Here is a 17,372-nt window from a genome sequence, read left to right as displayed (position 1 = left end):
AAACACGCTCTTTTTACTGAACTATTTTATTGTAGATTTAAGTATAGGCTTTCTAATTTTAGAAAAATTTATATGATTTTTTCATTCATTTCTACATAAGCGTTGGATATTTAGTATGTTTGTCCAGAATGAAAAGAGTTTATTAAACCATTCATTATTCACGTTCTTCTTCATATATTTGTACCACAATTATTTTTTTGTTGTTAAAACTAGTTTTTAAGAAGCATATGTTTTAGCAACTGCAGAAATTCTGTATCACTTTTATCATTTTTTATATAATCCTGTTCGTAGTTAAAAATCATTCGTACTAACATAAAAGCTGTGAGCGGTAATGGTACCTTATGCAAAGCTCCTTGCTGATAACCTTTTTCGAGCAAATTACTTATCATGTTAATTGCTTCTTCTTCAGATTGTTTAAAACAAGTTGTAATTTCAGGTGAATGATACTCTTTATATTCTTGAAAGAGTGTAGAAACAAACGGATCTTGATGATATTCTAGGCTGATATAATGAAGAATTTTTTGTATTCGAAGTAAAACATCTTTTTCTTCTTTATATAAATTAAATAATTGTGAGCGTTTGAGCTGAATATGACGCATATAGCAGTCGCATAATATTTCAGTTTTATCTGTATAGTAATAATAAATAGTACCTTTACCAACTTTAGCTGTCTTTGCAATTTCATCAACCGTCGTGTTACGGACACCACGCGTAGAGAACAGTATTGTGGCAGATTGAATGATTTTCATCTTTTTATTCTCTTTTTCTAATTTGATCATTGTCTACACCCTATCCTTGATATATTTAGCGAAGTTTTCGGTCTTTACATACTGTATCAGTTCATTTGTAATTTTGTAACTCCTAATAGAAATTCCTCTATTTGTTTCTTATAGAATAACATACACCATTTTTATTTCTAGTATATAACTATAATAGAATGCACCTTTATAACCTAGGGATAAAGGTGCAAGTTTGAGGTAATAATTTTTATAATCGGACGATGAGAATTCAAATGAAAGGGGACAGTGACTTCTTTCTTGATTGAATTATTTGATTTTTTATTCAATTCATTTTATTATATAAACATGACTAAAAGATGATTTTAGTCGGATTTTTTTACGGAAAACCGACTGATATTTGATTTTAGTCGGTTTCTATACTATTTGAGAGAAGGTAGACACTATGTGTGGAATTGCAGGGTGGATAGACTGGTCTAAAGACCTGTCTCATGAACAAGAAACGTTAAAAAAAATGACAGATGCTATCATTCACCGAGGACCTGACGCAGAGGGGCATTGGTTTTCAAAACGAGCGGCATTAGGTCATCGACGTCTCATCGTCATTGATCCTGAAGGTGGCCTTCAACCTATGCTGTATAAGGATGGAAATGATACGATTGGCCTTACGTTCAATGGAGAAATTTATAACTATCAAGAATTACGTAAAGAACTTGAGGAGAAAGGTCATGAATTTCAGACCAAGTCGGATACAGAGGTATTACTACACGCTTACTTAGAGTGGCAAGAAGATTGTGTTCAACACTTAAATGGGATTTTTGCTTTTGGTATTTGGGATGAAAGATTTGGGAAATTGATGCTTGGTCGTGACCATCTAGGCGTGAAGCCTTTATTTTTCGCTAAAAGGGGAAGCGCAATTCTTTTTGGTTCAGAGTTAAAAGTTTTACTTTCGCATCCGCTTGTAGATGCAGAGGTAGATAAAGAAGGACTTTCTGAAATATTTTGTCTTGGACCAACACGTACTCCTGGTCATGCTATTTTCAAGGATATACATGAAGTGCGTGCTGGGCATTATATGACGTTTACCTCTAATGGCTCGACTACGACACAGTATTGGAAACTTGAAAGTAAAAAACATGTAGATGATATTGATACAACAGTTGAAACAATCCGTTCCGTTTTACAAGATACGGTAAAACGTCAGTTAATTGCTGATAAACCAGTGGTATCTATGCTTTCCGGAGGTTTAGATTCCAGTGGTTTAACAGGTTTAGCAGGAAACGAATTTGGGAATAAAGGGGAGCGTCTTTATACATATTCCCTGAATTTCATCAATGATGAAAAAGACTTTGAGCAAGACTTCCTTCGTTTTGATCGTGATGAACCTTGGGTGAAACGTGTGGCTGAATATGTAGGAACAAAGCATCATTCTATAGAGTTAGGATCAGATAGTTTAATAGAGTATTTATTAACTCCAATGCGAGCGCGTGATCTACCTGGAGTTGGAGAACTAGAAACGTCTCTTTATTTGCTATTTAAGGAAATGAAGAAAGACGCAACAGTTGCCCTTTCAGGCGAATCCGCAGATGAAGTATTCTCAGGGTATCCATGGTTCCATCAAGAGAAGTTTCTAGATGCAGAGATATTCCCTTGGAGTGTTAATTTATGGTATAGTACAGAAATTTTATCAGAGGATTTTAAAGCGAAGATTAGCCCTGAAAAATATCAAAAACAAAAATTTGAAGATGCGGTTGCTGAGGTTCCCTTTTTAGAAGGTGAAAGTGATCTGCAAATGAAGCAACGTCAAATGTCTTACATGTTTATTACTCGTTTCTTGCCATTTATGTTAGAACGAAAAGATCGCACAAGTATGATGAATGGCTTTGAAGTACGAGTTCCATTTTGCGACTACCGGCTTGTAGAATACTTATGGAATGTCCCATTTGAAATGAAAAGCATAGACAATATTGAAAAAGGTATTTTACGTCGAGCTTTTGAAAATGTACTTCCAGAAGATGTACGTTATCGCAAAAAAAGTGCATATCCAAGCACAAAGGATGCCTCTTATCTACAAGGTATTAGTGATTGGATGTTACATGTGTTGAACAATCCTGAATCACCTATCTTGCCATTAATTAATGTAGAAAGAGTTCGTGCTATTGCAGAAGGAAAAGACGAAGTAATTTCAGGTAATGATGCCCGAGGTATAATAGATTATTTACTTCAAGTTAATGGTTGGCTTCAGGAATATAATATTAAATTAGTATGGTAGATGTAATTTTCAAATAAAGAAGATAGCTGAAACATTAATGACCTAAGTGAACCGCATTCCCAATGGATTAGATAGTTATCTAATAATTGGAGATGCGGTTTTATAAAAAATAATAATATGTTTATAAATGTAAAGCCTACGGGAACTTTTCCTGTGGGCTTTTTAAGTAGTTTTTACGAAATTATGAGTGTTTTTTATTTTGTATTTCAATAAGTTTATCTGATATCATTTTTGTATAATATTCTTTTTCTGTTAGTTCAAATATAAATAATGCTTTTTTCCAGTTATAAACAACATCTTCTTTATTATATTGTTTAAGCTTTAATAAGTTCCAACCCTGTCCATAGTATAATTCACCTAATAAATATAAAGTATTTAGATTAATAGCTAGTTGGATGCCCATATCATTGTATTTTATTGCCTCTTCGTGTTGATTTGCATGACCTAAATTTTTTGCTAAATTGAAAATGATTTTTAATTTAATTTCTTTATCTCTAGGAAAATCTAACTTATTAAAATTATTTAAACATCTTCTTAATATAGTAATACTTTTTTCGTATTCTTTATTTTCTCCATGAAATATAGCCATTGTCTGCATAATATCTATTTCTCTTTCTGATAAAAAATCAGAATTGGTTAAAGTTAGTTTTAATGCATGATTTAAAAGATCTAAAGCCGTTTTTATTGATCGCTCCACCATAAATATAGCAATTGCTTCATGCCATATTAGAAATTGTTGCTCTTCTTTTGTTTGAAAATTATTTAAGTTTTTCTCTTTTTTTACTATTTCATAAAGTTCTTTATATTGTTTTTGTTTTAAGCAATCTTTTATTACGTATTTTACATTTTCTACATATTTAATTTTTTTGTTTTGAGTTAGTGCAAATATATTATTTGGATCAATCCCAAGTCTTTCAGATAATTGATATAACAATATGCTAGATGGATAAATCACACCTTTTTCGATCTTGCTAATTTGGCTTTGTGAACATATTCCATGACATAATTCGGATTGTGATATATTTTTTTTAATTCTAAGTTCTTTAATGGTAATACCCAAATCGTAAAATTCCATTTTTCCACCTACTATTTAGCACTGTATTAGTATAAGAGTTTTTTCTAACTTTTAATGTAATGTAAAATTACTATAGTTGCAATTGTTATTTGTTTTAAAGGACTTACCGTTTCCAGAGGATGGTGAGGCTTTTATTATGTACAAAAAAAGACACCCTAAGATGCCTTCTTCCGACTTGAACCACGTTCATTTAGTATAAACTTATCGTATTATCCCTTTGTTATACGTGTAAACACATCCTATAAAACAGAATCATCTATATACACCAGATTGTTAGTTCACAAAGTACAAGAGATTTGAGATCAGTATTAGAGTGACGCAACAACTTCTATAATGATTGATATGTTACGCCTTTCAAAAGAATCTGCTTTATAGAATGTATCCACGTTTATTATTTTACTATATGTAATATTTATTTGGTGTAATTTTTTGTAGATATGTATAATTGCATAAAGTTTATAAAAAAATCAGAGTATAATTTGGATTGTGTAATAAAGATAAGGCCCACCTACGGAAATAGGTGGGTTTTTTGTTGGGTAATACTATCTCATTGCACACAAGGGAATTGCTATTAAAACCATAGCATATTTTTATAGCTCTTATATTGAGAAATAAAGAAAAGACACTCTAAGGTGCCTTTTCTAATAGTTTTTTAGCAGAAGCAACTGCATCCAATAATGATTAATAGTATAAAGAGTACAACGAGTAAAGCAAAGCCTCCAGCAAAACCGCAGCCTTCGCCGCAACTACCACCATATCCCATAATAATAGTTCCTCCTTTAGATAAGAGGGTAAAACTAGGGGGTATTCCATGTGTTTTAATGGGTTCAATTTACCTTATGTTTTTATGTGTGAATTGAGCAGGTCCTTTTGAAAATAAGGGAAGATAAATTAATGTGTTTCCCTTGAACGTTGATAAATTACACACTTCCAGGAAAACAAACTATTTAATTATATAAATGATAGGATTTTTAATGTAATGTATTAATCCTAGCAGAAGGGAGGATTAGCCATGCAATTAGTTTGTTTTAAAGTAGTAAATGGACAATACTTTTTAGTTGTAGAAGGTATCGAGATTCCTGCGCCAATTCCAGCGTTTGCTGCAGCTTTATTAATTGGTTTAGGAGTAATCCCGCTTTGTTCTTAATTTAAAGAATTTCAAACAGCTCTACCTTTCAATTGATAAACCCTTAAGCATATGGATGCTTGAGGGTTTTTTATAATAAAAAGAAAAGACGCCATAAGGCGTCCCCACAATTAGGTAGATAAGACTTTAGTTTTCCAATCTAAAGAAATTTTGTATTAGTTCTTTGAAAGTATATCATAATATCCAGTTGATTTATTATGCATTATTACATACTTCTCTCAAACCTTCTAGTATTTATTTGATAAAATAGAATCCTAATATTACTAAAAATTAAATAAATATTTCTAAAAACCCTAAATATTTATAGGGATAACAAAAGTGATACATTTAAGGTGCAAATTATAAAAAATATAAAAAGAGGGTGAATAAAGCGGTATTTACAAAAGACTATTATAAACGGTGAGCAGTTATACAGGTTATATGAACCTGAATCTTGTTAAAAAATGATACTCATTTGAGTGTACTTTCTGATTTGAACCACCTTGATTAAAATAATGAAGAATCATCATTCATTTATTCTGATTTCTGGAAAAGTTTTAATAGATTCATGTTGAACAAACATACTTTTTAGAAAGAGGAGAGATTATTGATGGATAGTCAATTACTATATCAACAGCAAAAAAGAGAAAAGGCACTTGTGATTGGAGCTGGTATTGCAGGCTTACTTACTGCACGCGTGCTTTCCAGTTATTTTGAGACAGTGATAGTTGTTGAAAAAGATGAGTTACCTCAAAAACCATCTGAACGTCCAGGTACACCACAAGACTTTCATCCTCATCGTGTATTACCACGTGGAGAAATAATTATGAACCGTTTCTTTCCTGGATATGTTGATGATTTGTTAAATCTAGGGGCTCATAATGTCAAGAATGATAAAATGATTCGATTTTCTCCGTATGGGGCACTGGAACTAGTTATAGAACGAAAAGGTGCAGCAAGCAGTCGAGCATTGTTAGAATGGACAATCCGCCAACGTGTGCAAGAAATTCCTAATGTACATTTTTATTCAAAGCAAGCGGTGACAGGCCTTTTAGCTTCGTCTGATCACAAGCGTGTTATTGGAATTCATATTCAAGAACGAGACGAATTAAAAACAAAGCGAACTGTGTTAACCGATTTGGTAGTTGACACATGTGGTCATCAATCTAAACTCAATAAATGGCTTACATCTATGGGATATGATGTTCCAGAACCAGAACGTTTAAAGGTGAATTTTGGATATAGCACGAGATATTATAAAGTACCTTCACATATCAAAGAGAAATTGAGTGCAATTTCTGAAGGAGATCCTGCTAAAAACGTTGGTGCTGTAGGGTTATTATATATTGAAGATAACATAGCTCAAGCGCTACTATTTGTTGCTGGAGGTACGCACTATCCACCAACCAATTCAAAAGAATATGAAAAAGAACTGGACTCTTTAGTTACCCCTATGATGAGGGAGTTAATTAAAGAGTTAGAACCAATTAGTGTCCCAAGAGGATTTAGAGCGCAGGAGTCAACTCGTCAACATTTTGAACAAATGGAAAATTGGCCATCTGGATTATTAGTGTTAGGTGATGCTTTTTGTAACTTTGATCCCATTTACGGACAAGGGATGACCGTAGCCGCCATTGAAGCTGAAATGTTAGATACTTGTTTAAAAGAACATTCTACTCATAAACCTAGATTCGAACGCAAAGTGCTGCAACGTATGCAACAAGCTATTGAGCCGGCATGGTGGCTGAGTTCAATTGCGGATTTACGTTGGAAAGGTGTTGAACATGTAGGAGCCGTTCCACTAAAAGGTGTGAAATTTGCACAAAAATATTTTGATTTATATCTTAAACAAGCTGTAAAGCAAGCGAATGAGGGTAATTCATCCAAGCTCCAAAAATATATAATGATGAATGGGCTAGTTCATTCGCCTCATGAGATCATTAACTCAGATATGTTAAGGATGTTAATCAATGGAGATGAGTCTTCAGAAGAGAATGAACTTTTGAACGAACTTGGAGAAGTAAATAAGAAATCAATGCAAGAAAGAATACATGAACTCATCCCTTCCTTTACGTTAGCTTTTGAGAATAGCGTTCCAAATCTGTTCTCATCCATTTCAATTTCTAATGTCAAATGAGGAAAAGAAACATTGCTCTAATTAGGGCAATGTTTCTTTTATTAGATAAGCAGTATTTAATCAACTACTTTTTCAATTGTTGGCATTATAGCGATTGGTGGTAAAGAGTAAGTCCAAGCAGCAGCGTATACGTTTAATTTTTCACCTAATTTGTAGTTTTCACCATTGGATACAGGTACTCTTAAAATTTTATTTTGGGAAACTAGCTCCCACCAATTATTCTGATAATAAAGTGCTTCTTCTTTCGTAAAAGTATCAGCAACAATTAAGTAATTATCGTCTGCTGAAATAACATAGCCCGTGAAAGGTATTTGTATTCGTACCTGTTCCTCCTTAATTGGAGAAGTGTTATTGGCAGTATCCGCAGAAGCAGGTGTTAAGCCAAAAGTAAATCCGCACCCTAATGTTAATGTTGTAATTACTGTTAATAATTTTTGTTTTTTTGAAAACATAATAGAAAGCCTCCTTAAATTTTATTACCACACCAACACCTTTCTAGTCATATAGATATAAAGCCTTTTTGTATTCAAATATTTAACAATTTTGTCATAAATAAAACAAAATTGTATGTGATATGTATTTTTTTAGAGTGATTTATGATATAATTCACTAGGTAAAGTATTTTCGTGGTTCATCTTTATATAGTTTTTTACCCTACTTACTCTGTAAAATATTATTGGTGAAGAGAGAATGTTTTCTCTCTTCTTTTTTTATTTGACGTTAATAATATCGATAATAAAGGATGTTTAATATTTTTTAGGCTACTTTGTTGTTGATAGTGAGTTTTGGTACTTATAATAAAATATGGTTTGATTAAGAGATTTAGTCTTGACGTACAGAATTTGCAAAATGTTGGTGTTCCGTCTTTATTTACATCAAATGTATTCCAATTTTAAATGAATTCAACATAATATTTTGTATCTATAATCCCAAAGGAAACTTTACATGGAAATGAAATTTTTCCTGCAGAAGCAGCCTGCATACAAGAAATTACCCAAGATTCCAATTCTAAAGGCAAGCGGTATACTTGAATATTACCATCACTGTTTTTTTATAGTTACAATCGGTGCATTTACTCTGGTTGTAGCAAAATCGTCCATTGTTATCATTCTTACTGCATTATTAGTGTGAAAACCAGTGTTTATAACTTCATAAATCTGTCCATCTTTCTCTTTAATAACCATAGGTATATTTAAATAGGGATAGTTTTTAATATCATTATGAATAATTGCTCCTACTGCATTCTTTCTTATTTGAACCTCTTGCATTCTTTTATGCTCCTTTATAATGATTTAAACATGTTTACGTAAATTTATTTTATTTTACAGCCCTTCCCGAACGAGAAAGCCCCTCGCCTTTAGGCATGGGATGAAAGTGAGGTTGGATAAGGAGTGCACTATAAACCGCAAGGTTTGTGGCACTCTAAGTATCCAAAATGTTGGTATCTTTTATCTTTTATTTTTTATCTTTCGTGTTGCAGTTTTATAATCTAACTGATACAATGCAAACATGATGAATGATTATAGAAGAACCAAAACAACTGTGTCATTAATTAACTATCATTTTGTGTTTTGCCCGCGATACAGAAGAAAGATTTTTCTTAACACAAAAGTAGAAGAACGTTTCAAGGAGTTGGTTCAAGAAATATGCGGAGAATTGGATATTTCTATTGTTGCAATGGAATGCGACAAAGACCACGTTCACTTGTTCTTAAATACACCACCAACACTTAGTCCTGCTGATACAATGGCAAAAATTAAAGGAGTGACATCAAAACGTTTGAGAGAAGAGTTTCCACATCTTCAACACTTGCCGAGCCTATGGACGCGTTCTTATTTTGTTTCTACTGCTGGAAGTGTATCAAGTGAGACAATAAAACATTATCTTGAAAATCAAAAAACGAGGGGGTGAAACTTGTGCCACAAACCATCACGGTTAAAGTTAAATTGCTTCCAACAAAAGAACAAATCATGCTATTGGAACAAAGTAGCCACGAGTATATAAAAGTCATTAATGCCCTTGTATCTGAAATGGTTGAAGCAAAGAAAAGCACGAAGAAAAGTACAAAGGATATTGAGGCCAATATCCCAAGTGCGGTGAAAAATCAAGCAATTAAAGATGCGAAAAGTGTGTTTTCTACAAAGGTGAAAAAGAGTAAATACAAAATCGTTCCGATTCTAAAAAGACCTGTTTGTGTATGGAATAACCAAAACTATTCATTTGACTTCACACACATTTCAATTCCGTTTATGGTAAACGGAAAGTCAACTCGTTTAAAGGTTCGCGCTTTATTAATCGACAAATATAATCGCAATTTCGAATTGTTGAAGCACAAGTTAGGTACACTTCGTATCACAAAGAAATCTGCTAAATGGATTGCTCAAATATCTGTCACGATTCCTACAAACGAAAAAATGGGAACAAAGATTTTAGGAGTAGACTTAGGTCTCAAAGTTCCTGCGGTAGCCATCTCAGATGATGATAAAGTTCGTTTCTTCGGGAACGGTAGGCAAAACAAATTTATGAAACGTAAGTTTCGCAGTGTTCGCAAGAAATTAGGAGAAGCTAAGAAACTGAATGCCCTTCGTCAACTTGATGATAAAGAACAAAGATGGATGCAAGACCAAGACCACAAAGTAAGTCGTGGAATCGTTGATTTTGCAACGGATAATAATATTTCTGTCATTCGATTAGAGCAACTAACGAACCTTAGACAGACGGCACGAACAAGCCGTAAAAACGAAAAAAATCTACACACTTGGTCATTCCATCGTTTAGCACAATTCATCGAGTACAAAGCGACATTAGTTGGCATAAAGGTCGAATATGTGAACCCTTCTTATACAAGTCAAACATGTCCGAAATGTTCTGAAAAGAACAAGGCGCAAGACAGAAAATACAAGTGTCAATGTGGGTTTGAGAAACATCGTGATATCGTTGGGGCGATGAATATTCGCTACGCAACTGTGATTGGCGGTAATAGTCAATCAGCCTAAGAACCTATATGGTCTGTCTTAGGAGGGGTGATGGCACACCCTCATCTTGAAGGCTGTTCAAAACAGAAATGGACTGCGAATGCTTAGTCATTCAAGAATCCCATCCGTTACACCGTAAGGTGTAGGACTTGCGGCTTTAGCCGTGGGAGTGTCAATGGGAAGATGTTCAACGTTGTATTAAAAACAACTGGAAAACTATGCCTCAATGGGCTAAATGGGCTTGCGAAGGTGCATGTGGTTGTTGTCTTGGATGTCTAGCTGGTTACGCAATTGGTTGCGCTGCTAGTCAAATATAAAAAGAAGGGTGTGATTCCTCAAATGGAAATGTCTAAAGGAATACTGTTTTATAGACTAACATTGATTATTGCTTGTTTCGCAGTAGTTGCCTTCACATATCCATCTGAATTCTCTAAATTCGCATTAATCGCAGGTATTGTTGGTATTTTTATTACACTAGATAAAATAATAGCAAAAGATAACAAAAAAAGAGTTTATCTCCTCGTATCATTACTCTTTATAATCGGATTTGCTATAACCTTCTACTACACATTCTTATAAAAATACTTCACAATAGGCGATACTTCAAAAAAAAAGAATCCTGGTCTTTAGAGGATTCTTTTTTTTGCCCTCCTTCTCTTTGCCCCCTTAACAAACCGGATTAGCTAGCCAAAACAGGATATGCGAAGGCTAGGGGACAAAGCTGGGGCGTGGAAAGCCTTTTGACTATGTGTAATTATTTCACTGCCTCTTTTAATTCTTTTCCTGCTTTAAAAGCAGGTGCCTTTGAAGCCGCGATTTGCATTTCTTCACCTGTTTGTGGGTTACGTCCCGTACGTGCAGATCTTTCACGTACTTCAAATGTACCAAAGCCAAGAATCTGTACTTTATCTCCATTTGCTAACGCATTTGTGATTGTATCTAATAACGCTTGTGTTGCTGCAGCAGCATCTTTTTGTGTAAGTTCAGCTTTTTCTGCTACTACTTTTGTTAATTCTGTTTTATTCATTTTCTGCACCTCTTCATATGTAATTAGGTGACTATTATAACGTGTGATTACTTATGATGCAATTATACTGTACATAGAGCCATAGCAAGAGATAGAGGACAATGTCTGTGTAAAAGGCATAAGAAGGATATTAATTATCGCTTTAAACTCTGTTCATATTTCTTTACATCTTCCATGGTTTTAAATATTAATACATCAAAAATTCCTTTTTCATTCCCACATACGACAACAAAACCATCTGTTGCTTCCAAAACTCTACCGACGCCACCATCTGTAAGTGTAATACTGGTGATATGTTTTACGTTCAGTTTATCTTCTTTTTGAATGTAAGTAGTTATGGGGGTTCCTACAGGAAATGCGTCTGTGATTTCTTTTGTTGTATATGTGCCATCATCTATTGATTGAGTTTTAGGTGTAATAGAATCAGTTTGAGTGGCACATCCTGTTGAACATATTAAAAGAATGCCAGTAATCATACTTACACATGCTGTTTTTACCATTCACAAAATCCTCCTATAACTGTTCGTATTGTCAACCCATTTAGGGTAACAAATTATATATACGAAGTTTGTTGGATTATGTGAGGCGTAAATCAACAAAGATACAGGAATTTTGCCAGAATGTGTTTCAAACAAAAGAAAAGACACCCAAAGGTGCCTTACTGCGACTGGAACCATCGTAATATGGTATTGGGTGCCAACCCGAGTATTATTTTGCCACATTAAGTAATTTTGGTTGTTGAGAAATATAATTAAAATCTATATATTGTTTACTTTTGCTTCGGTAGCTTTTTTGTAGTGGATTCTTCAATATGTTCAGATTTAATTTTAATTTCAGGGGTTATTGCTATCTTGCTACCCGGGTGCACACAATAACAGTATTTGTTGTAACAGAACTGAAAAAGTAATTAAATGTAAAAAAGTTAAAAACCGAAACGTATGTTATTATTATATTGAGAATGATAAATTAAAGGTGGCATCTTGAAGGGAATAGTTATAAATGAAAACAATAAAGGGGAAATTATCTTTTAGTATTGATATTATAGGTTGTAGCCTTTGCATTATAATGCTTATTATAAGTCTAGTTAATTTTAGAACATGGGTGCATCCTTTTTTATTTCTTGTCTGCGGACTAATTTTCCTTATTAATATAGTAAATACTCTTAAGGGAAAAGGGCGTAATTCAAATTAAAATAAAATTGTATCCATATAACCAAAAACGCTATTCTTTTTGTAGAGATATACAGAGAGGATGGCATTTTTTATAAATTTTTTTGTTTTAAGATGAACTTTAATGATTTGCTGAGGGATTATATAAATATTTTCCTCCTTCATTTTTAGAACAGCTTGCTAGAGGGGGATATTTTGTTTAAAGAAAGGGAGTTTTTGCGATGTTACCTGATTATATAAAGATAGCTCATGAGATATCTAAAAATGCCCATGCTGGACAAGTAGATAAAGCGGGTGTGGACTATATCAAACACCCTGAGGCAGTTGCTAGTTTTGTAAATACGGTCGAAGAGAAAGCTACTGCTTATTTGCATGACGTTCTGGAAGATACTGAGATAACTGCTGCTGATTTATTAAATGCTGGTATACCTTATAACGTAGTTGAGGCAGTGCAGGTACTGACAAAAGAGAAATACACGCCTTATTTTGAGTATCTGAGTAAAGTAAAAGAAAATTCTCTTGCCCGTACAGTTAAACTTGCAGACTTAAAACATAATTCTGATCGCTCAAGACTTGCTAGGATAACAGATGAAGACCTAAAACGATTGGAGAAGTACCGTAAAGCGATTAAGTTTTTAAAGGGATAAAAAGCAGCAACTTCTTTAGTAACAATTTCCTAGAATACTAGTTGTACAAAGAGACTAGTTCTTGCGAATATTTAATGTCCCTCATATGGTATTTTTAACAAAATGTTAAAAATAGTACACAATATGTTAAAAAATATATGCAAAATGTTAAAAATAGGATAAAGTGTTTATGGGAGGTGGAGATAGTTGTTAAACAACCGGATAGTTGTTTGTCGTGCCGAAAAAGGTTGGACACAGCAAGATTTAGGAGAGAGAGTAGGTGCTAGTCGACAGACTATCGCTTCTATGGAAAGGAATAAATATAATCCCTCTTTAATTCTTGCATTTAAAATAGCCCAAGCTTTTGGAAAACCATTAGAGGAAGTTTTTGAATTTAAGGAGGAATAAACAAATGGAATTTATAAAGTATGCTGTAATTATTATTATAGTTTTATCATGCTTAAGTGAATTATATATGTTTAAATTTCAAAAAAGCCAAGAGGCAAGAGATGAGAGAGGTTTAGAAATTCAGTATAAAACTACTAATTTTTTATATAATACTCTTTATCTGGGAATAGTTATATTATTTCTCCTTAACATACTTCAATATATTACAGCAGAACAATTTGTGAATATCCTCTTATATTTCTTTATTTCTTTAGGGATAATAAAAGTTGCTTATTCATATTGGAGAAGGAGCTATTAAATATAAAAAGAAATACTAAAAATAAGGTTCATATTTTTAATATACTTGTTCCTGAATTAATAATAGAATATTTTCTGCGGAGGTATTAGTACTTAATATTAAGAGAAATTAGCCGCAGCTTACTAATATAATTATAGATACAACTATGTACTTACAGAATATATGCAGAGTCTTTATAAGCATGGAAAAATTGCAGTTTCAATTGAAACTGCAATTTTTAATTCATCCTTGCCATTATAGGGGAGGGGATTTGAAGTGTGCTAAGATAAAGTCATTTTAGTAAATTTGCTTCATTTTAAAATAAGTTTGAATGAAGGAGACAATTTGCTAAATACACTATGTTGTTCATTTCCTTCTTGATTCATACCTGCCTGATAGGATGAAAATCCTTTATACGTTTTTCTTTTCCATTGCCATAAGCCATTAGTTTGATCGAAATCACCATAGTAATGATTGTAATCAAGTTTGCTTCCTGTGTTTTTATTAAAATTATTGCTAATAAAAATACGGCTATTACTTGCATAGATTTGGTTATTGGTAATTACATTGTTCCGGGTATCGTAATTTAATTCGATTTGGCCACTCTCTTGATCTTTTGTATCATTTTTATAAATTACATTGTTCGTAATTGTGTTATTTTCAACATATCCTTGCTGACTGTCATATCCACCAATTGCAATACCACTCATGATATTATAGGATATTGTATTGTCTCTAACGGTAATTTGGCTTGCGCCTTTTTCTGCATGTTCGCTTGCCACCTCAATACCAAGGTCGTTTTCATAGCTTTGATTTTGCTCAATAATAATTTCCTTCCCGCCATCTACGTAAATACCATCAGCAGAATATTCATTATAACTCGTATTAGTGATGGATGAATTGTGATGGACAATATTGTTACGTACAATTCCATTCCGTGCTTGATCTAAAGAAGCTACTGGTGATACACCTTCATGCCCAATCAGAACAATTCCGATGTTGTTGTTATCATGTACTTTGTTATTAGTAACTTCAAAAGAATCTACATTCCCGTTCACAGCAATTGCCTCACTCAATCCTAACTTCAAATTTGCTACTTCGTTATTATCAATGACAATATGATTTAAATTATTTTGTATACTAGATGAAGTACCGTATACAGCAATCCCGTGTGCATTTCCATCCTTAACATTTGCTTCAATGTGGTGAATATAATTATTTCTAATATCAATGTAACTTCCTGTTCCAGTGATATAAATACCAATAGGGGTTTCGTTAACTTTCGTTGACTTTAAGTTACGAAATTCTAATCCTTTTACTTGAATATAGTTTTTGTCTTCTATTGTAAATAACCCAGCATCTTCTAACTTGACTTTAGAACCATCAAGAATGACTTTTTCATCTTGGTAATTTTGAAAAGTAATAGGTGCTCCTGAGGTACCAGAATGAGCGACACGAACTTTTTGGTTATAAACTCCGCCTCTTATGTAGATTGTACTTCCTTCTTTTGCGACATTAGCAGCTTTTTGAATGGTAGCGAAAGGTTGATCTAATGTGCCGGGATTGAGGTCATTTCCTGTTGGAGATACATAGTAATTTGTAATAGAAATTACATTGCTATTGGATTGTGCAAAGGTAGAGGTAGAGAGTGTGAAAATTAACATACTGAAAGAAAGGATAAAGATAAAAAGCGATTTTTTTAATGAGGGGAATATTGTTTGATATTTCATCATGATCCTCCTTCTTTATTAAGCATTCCTTCTCAACTATATAATTCAAACTGACGATTTATATCTTGTACTAATAAAAAAAGACCCAGTAATGTATTCTGGATTAAAAAACACCAACTCCTATGGTCTACGTATTCTATCTGAAACTAAATTTTTAATAATTCATGGTTTTTCGTATAAAATCAAATCATATATATATGTACTTGAAGAAATACGGATATTAAAATCGGTAGACGAGGGAATGAGGGATACTGATACTAATTTTAAGGGAAGTTATTCAAAATATATTTTCTATTCAATTAAATCTTCCCTGTGTATCACGTTAACTGTTGTACTAATTGGATTGGTAAGATTAACAGATAATTATTTAAAGTGGGGGTAGTTCAATAAATCTGAAATTAACATTGTTTAATATAAGTATTCGAAAAAAAGTTTATCAAGTTTTAATATTCAAAAAATAATTTATATAAACTAGTATGTTGTGGTAACATTTAACAAAAAGGGGGTAGCGTATATGAATGTTGAAATTATTTCTAAAGAAGAAATCACAAAATTATTAAACGACTGGTATCAAGCTATAATTTCACAACATGTATTACAGTCTAATAAAATAAAAGAAGAGATTGCAGATAAAATCAATAATATTAAGGAAGACCAAACAATATTAGTCTACTATGCTTTATTGAATGCACGGTATAATCTGCTAATTCGTGATATGGATAGTTCAAAAGATATTTTGGATAAAATTGAGCCATTACAAGAGCCTACAGAAACATTTTTAGAGTACTATCATTATTTATTTAAAGCTATTTATGCTACTAATACAGCAAACCATAGTGAAGCAAGAATGCAATTTGAAGAAGCTGAAAAGTATTTAGAGTACATGCATGATGAAATCGAAAAAGCTGAATTTAATTATTGGCTTGCAGTTCATTACTATCACATATTGAAACCAATCCTAGCAGTTCAATTTGCTACGAAGGCAAATGAAGTATTTTCAATTAGTCCAGGGTATGAATTAAAAACTGCTGCTTGTTTGAATACTTTAGGGATGGCACACACTCGCTTAAGTGATTTCGAAAGTGCAGAAGAATATTTACTTTCAGCATTGGGTACTTTCCAAAAATCTCATGACGAAAGTCTTACTAAACGTGTAAAGCACAATTTAGGACTTTTATATGCAAGTCAAAACATGTCAGAGTTAGCAATTAAGCATTTAGAGGAATCACTAGAAAACAACGCTAAAACGATGTTTCTTTTAGCAAGAGAACATTTTAAGTTAGGTCATAATCATAATGCTAATGAATATATTGAGAATGGCTATAAGACTAGTGACTTATGTTATCGTCATCATTTTCAAATTTTAAAAGCAGTACATAACTATGCACCACAAGAAGAATTAGAAAAGGTGGTCATGGAAGGTATTTCGTATTTTGAAAAAGAAGAATTATATGATTGGGTAAAAGAATATGCTTATCTTTTAGGTAATATATTCTATGGTTCAGAAAATCACGAAAAAGCCAGCAAGTATTTACACATCGCTTTAGATGCAGACAAAAAGAGTATAGAAAGAAGGGCGCTAAAATGAAAAAAGCAATCTTATTAATGATGATGTTATCCGCTGTTTTTACTTTTGGTCTTACTAATGTAAAAGACGTATCACAAAATGAAACTATTGAAGTGTTTATGGATCATGGAGAGCATATTTAATTATCTAAAAAAAGAGGGAGCTGCGAGCACCCTCTTTTTTAATTATGAACATATTAATTTAGAAATAACATAAGTAGCAGTAGGAATGAAAAATATAAGAGAT

Annotated in this window: 18 protein-coding genes and 1 pseudogene; 11 read left to right on the top strand and 8 right to left on the bottom strand. The window is 32.8% G+C overall.

Translation table 11 applies throughout. From position 1 onward, the window contains the following. Window positions 1-209: 209 nt before the first annotated feature. Window positions 210-779, bottom strand: coding sequence for a TetR/AcrR family transcriptional regulator (locus AXW78_RS27075; protein WP_000593070.1), 570 nt, complete (start codon window positions 777-779; stop codon window positions 210-212). 403 nt (window positions 780-1,182) lie between these two features. Here AXW78_RS27075 and asnB point away from each other — a divergent pair, with 403 nt between their 5' ends. Next, entirely contained in the window at window positions 1,183-3,009 is a 1,827-nt protein-coding gene (gene asnB / locus AXW78_RS27070) for an asparagine synthase (glutamine-hydrolyzing) (protein WP_061884942.1), read from the top strand. Window positions 3,010-3,190: 181 nt separating this feature from the next. Here the strand turns inward: asnB and AXW78_RS27065 are convergent, their stop codons facing one another. Further along, entirely contained in the window at window positions 3,191-4,084 is an 894-nt protein-coding gene (locus AXW78_RS27065) for a helix-turn-helix domain-containing protein (RefSeq protein ID WP_061884941.1), read from the bottom strand. 652 nt (window positions 4,085-4,736) lie between these two features. Then, the gene (locus tag AXW78_RS33210) at window positions 4,737-4,847 is read right to left on the bottom strand and encodes a YjcZ family sporulation protein (protein ID WP_000540371.1); all 111 of its coding nucleotides are present in this window, start codon (window positions 4,845-4,847) and stop codon (window positions 4,737-4,739) included. Between the two features lie 249 nt (window positions 4,848-5,096). On the opposite strand from AXW78_RS33210, the gene AXW78_RS35320 reads away from it, so the two are divergent. Next, window positions 5,097-5,231 (top strand): hypothetical protein, encoded by a 135-nt coding sequence (locus tag AXW78_RS35320; RefSeq protein ID WP_001177696.1) that lies wholly within the window; start codon window positions 5,097-5,099, stop codon window positions 5,229-5,231. A gap of 589 nt (window positions 5,232-5,820) precedes the next feature. Further along, the gene (locus AXW78_RS27060) at window positions 5,821-7,347 is read left to right on the top strand and encodes a hypothetical protein (RefSeq protein WP_000378201.1); all 1,527 of its coding nucleotides are present in this window, start codon (window positions 5,821-5,823) and stop codon (window positions 7,345-7,347) included. Between the two features lie 56 nt (window positions 7,348-7,403). Here AXW78_RS27060 and AXW78_RS27055 read toward each other — a convergent pair whose 3' ends face one another. Together AXW78_RS27055 and AXW78_RS27050 are read right to left on the bottom strand one after the other, a co-directional pair. Further along, the gene (locus tag AXW78_RS27055) at window positions 7,404-7,799 is read right to left on the bottom strand and encodes a DUF3221 domain-containing protein (protein ID WP_000491765.1); all 396 of its coding nucleotides are present in this window, start codon (window positions 7,797-7,799) and stop codon (window positions 7,404-7,406) included. 440 nt (window positions 7,800-8,239) lie between these two features. After that, window positions 8,240-8,615, bottom strand: a pseudogene (locus tag AXW78_RS27050) (hypothetical protein). Between the two features lie 241 nt (window positions 8,616-8,856). On the opposite strand from AXW78_RS27050, the gene tnpA reads away from it, so the two are divergent. From tnpA to AXW78_RS27035, 3 genes are all read left to right on the top strand, one after another. Next, window positions 8,857-9,258, top strand: a complete 402-nt coding sequence (gene tnpA / locus AXW78_RS27045) for an IS200/IS605 family transposase (RefSeq protein ID WP_033703441.1) — start codon at window positions 8,857-8,859, stop codon at window positions 9,256-9,258. Between the two features lie 5 nt (window positions 9,259-9,263). After that, on the top strand, window positions 9,264-10,343 hold the full coding sequence (locus AXW78_RS27040) for an RNA-guided endonuclease InsQ/TnpB family protein (RefSeq protein WP_001136642.1): 1,080 nt from the start codon (window positions 9,264-9,266) through the stop codon (window positions 10,341-10,343). A 318-nt stretch (window positions 10,344-10,661) separates the two neighbouring features. After that, entirely contained in the window at window positions 10,662-10,901 is a 240-nt protein-coding gene (locus tag AXW78_RS27035; RefSeq protein WP_002182105.1) for a hypothetical protein, read from the top strand. A gap of 175 nt (window positions 10,902-11,076) precedes the next feature. Here AXW78_RS27035 and AXW78_RS27030 read toward each other — a convergent pair whose 3' ends face one another. Both AXW78_RS27030 and AXW78_RS27025 read right to left on the bottom strand, forming a co-directional pair. Further along, window positions 11,077-11,349 (bottom strand): HU family DNA-binding protein, encoded by a 273-nt coding sequence (locus tag AXW78_RS27030; protein WP_001043940.1) that lies wholly within the window; start codon window positions 11,347-11,349, stop codon window positions 11,077-11,079. 134 nt (window positions 11,350-11,483) lie between these two features. After that, entirely contained in the window at window positions 11,484-11,849 is a 366-nt protein-coding gene (locus AXW78_RS27025; RefSeq protein ID WP_000241081.1) for a hypothetical protein, read from the bottom strand. An 890-nt stretch (window positions 11,850-12,739) separates the two neighbouring features. Between AXW78_RS27025 and AXW78_RS27020 the strand changes: the two genes are divergently transcribed. From AXW78_RS27020 to AXW78_RS27010, 3 genes are all read left to right on the top strand, one after another. Continuing rightward, window positions 12,740-13,165, top strand: coding sequence for an HD domain-containing protein (locus AXW78_RS27020; RefSeq protein ID WP_061884940.1), 426 nt, complete (start codon window positions 12,740-12,742; stop codon window positions 13,163-13,165). Between the two features lie 186 nt (window positions 13,166-13,351). Continuing rightward, window positions 13,352-13,552: a helix-turn-helix transcriptional regulator gene (locus tag AXW78_RS27015; protein WP_000933886.1), complete on the top strand. Its 201-nt coding sequence runs from the start codon at window positions 13,352-13,354 to the stop codon at window positions 13,550-13,552. A gap of 4 nt (window positions 13,553-13,556) precedes the next feature. After that, the gene (locus tag AXW78_RS27010) at window positions 13,557-13,850 is read left to right on the top strand and encodes a hypothetical protein (RefSeq protein ID WP_000394384.1); all 294 of its coding nucleotides are present in this window, start codon (window positions 13,557-13,559) and stop codon (window positions 13,848-13,850) included. A gap of 290 nt (window positions 13,851-14,140) precedes the next feature. Here AXW78_RS27010 and AXW78_RS27005 read toward each other — a convergent pair whose 3' ends face one another. Further along, complete coding sequence (locus AXW78_RS27005; protein ID WP_061884939.1) at window positions 14,141-15,559, bottom strand: right-handed parallel beta-helix repeat-containing protein; 1,419 nt, start codon at window positions 15,557-15,559, stop codon at window positions 14,141-14,143. Window positions 15,560-16,073: 514 nt separating this feature from the next. Here AXW78_RS27005 and AXW78_RS27000 point away from each other — a divergent pair. Both AXW78_RS27000 and AXW78_RS26995 read left to right on the top strand, forming a co-directional pair. Next, window positions 16,074-17,147 (top strand): Rap family tetratricopeptide repeat protein, encoded by a 1,074-nt coding sequence (locus AXW78_RS27000; protein ID WP_061884938.1) that lies wholly within the window; start codon window positions 16,074-16,076, stop codon window positions 17,145-17,147. After that, window positions 17,144-17,269 (top strand): hypothetical protein, encoded by a 126-nt coding sequence (locus tag AXW78_RS26995; RefSeq protein WP_000709205.1) that lies wholly within the window; start codon window positions 17,144-17,146, stop codon window positions 17,267-17,269. The genes AXW78_RS27000 and AXW78_RS26995 overlap by 4 nt, the downstream gene beginning before the upstream one ends. The last annotated feature ends 103 nt before the right edge of the window (window positions 17,270-17,372 follow it).

This window comes from Bacillus thuringiensis (genome assembly GCF_001595725.1).
In the GTDB taxonomy this organism is placed as follows: Bacteria; Bacillota; Bacilli; order Bacillales; family Bacillaceae_G; genus Bacillus_A; species Bacillus_A thuringiensis_K.
The sequence above is the reverse complement of the archived record's forward strand: the minus strand, read 5'-3'. Positions and strand labels throughout refer to the sequence as shown.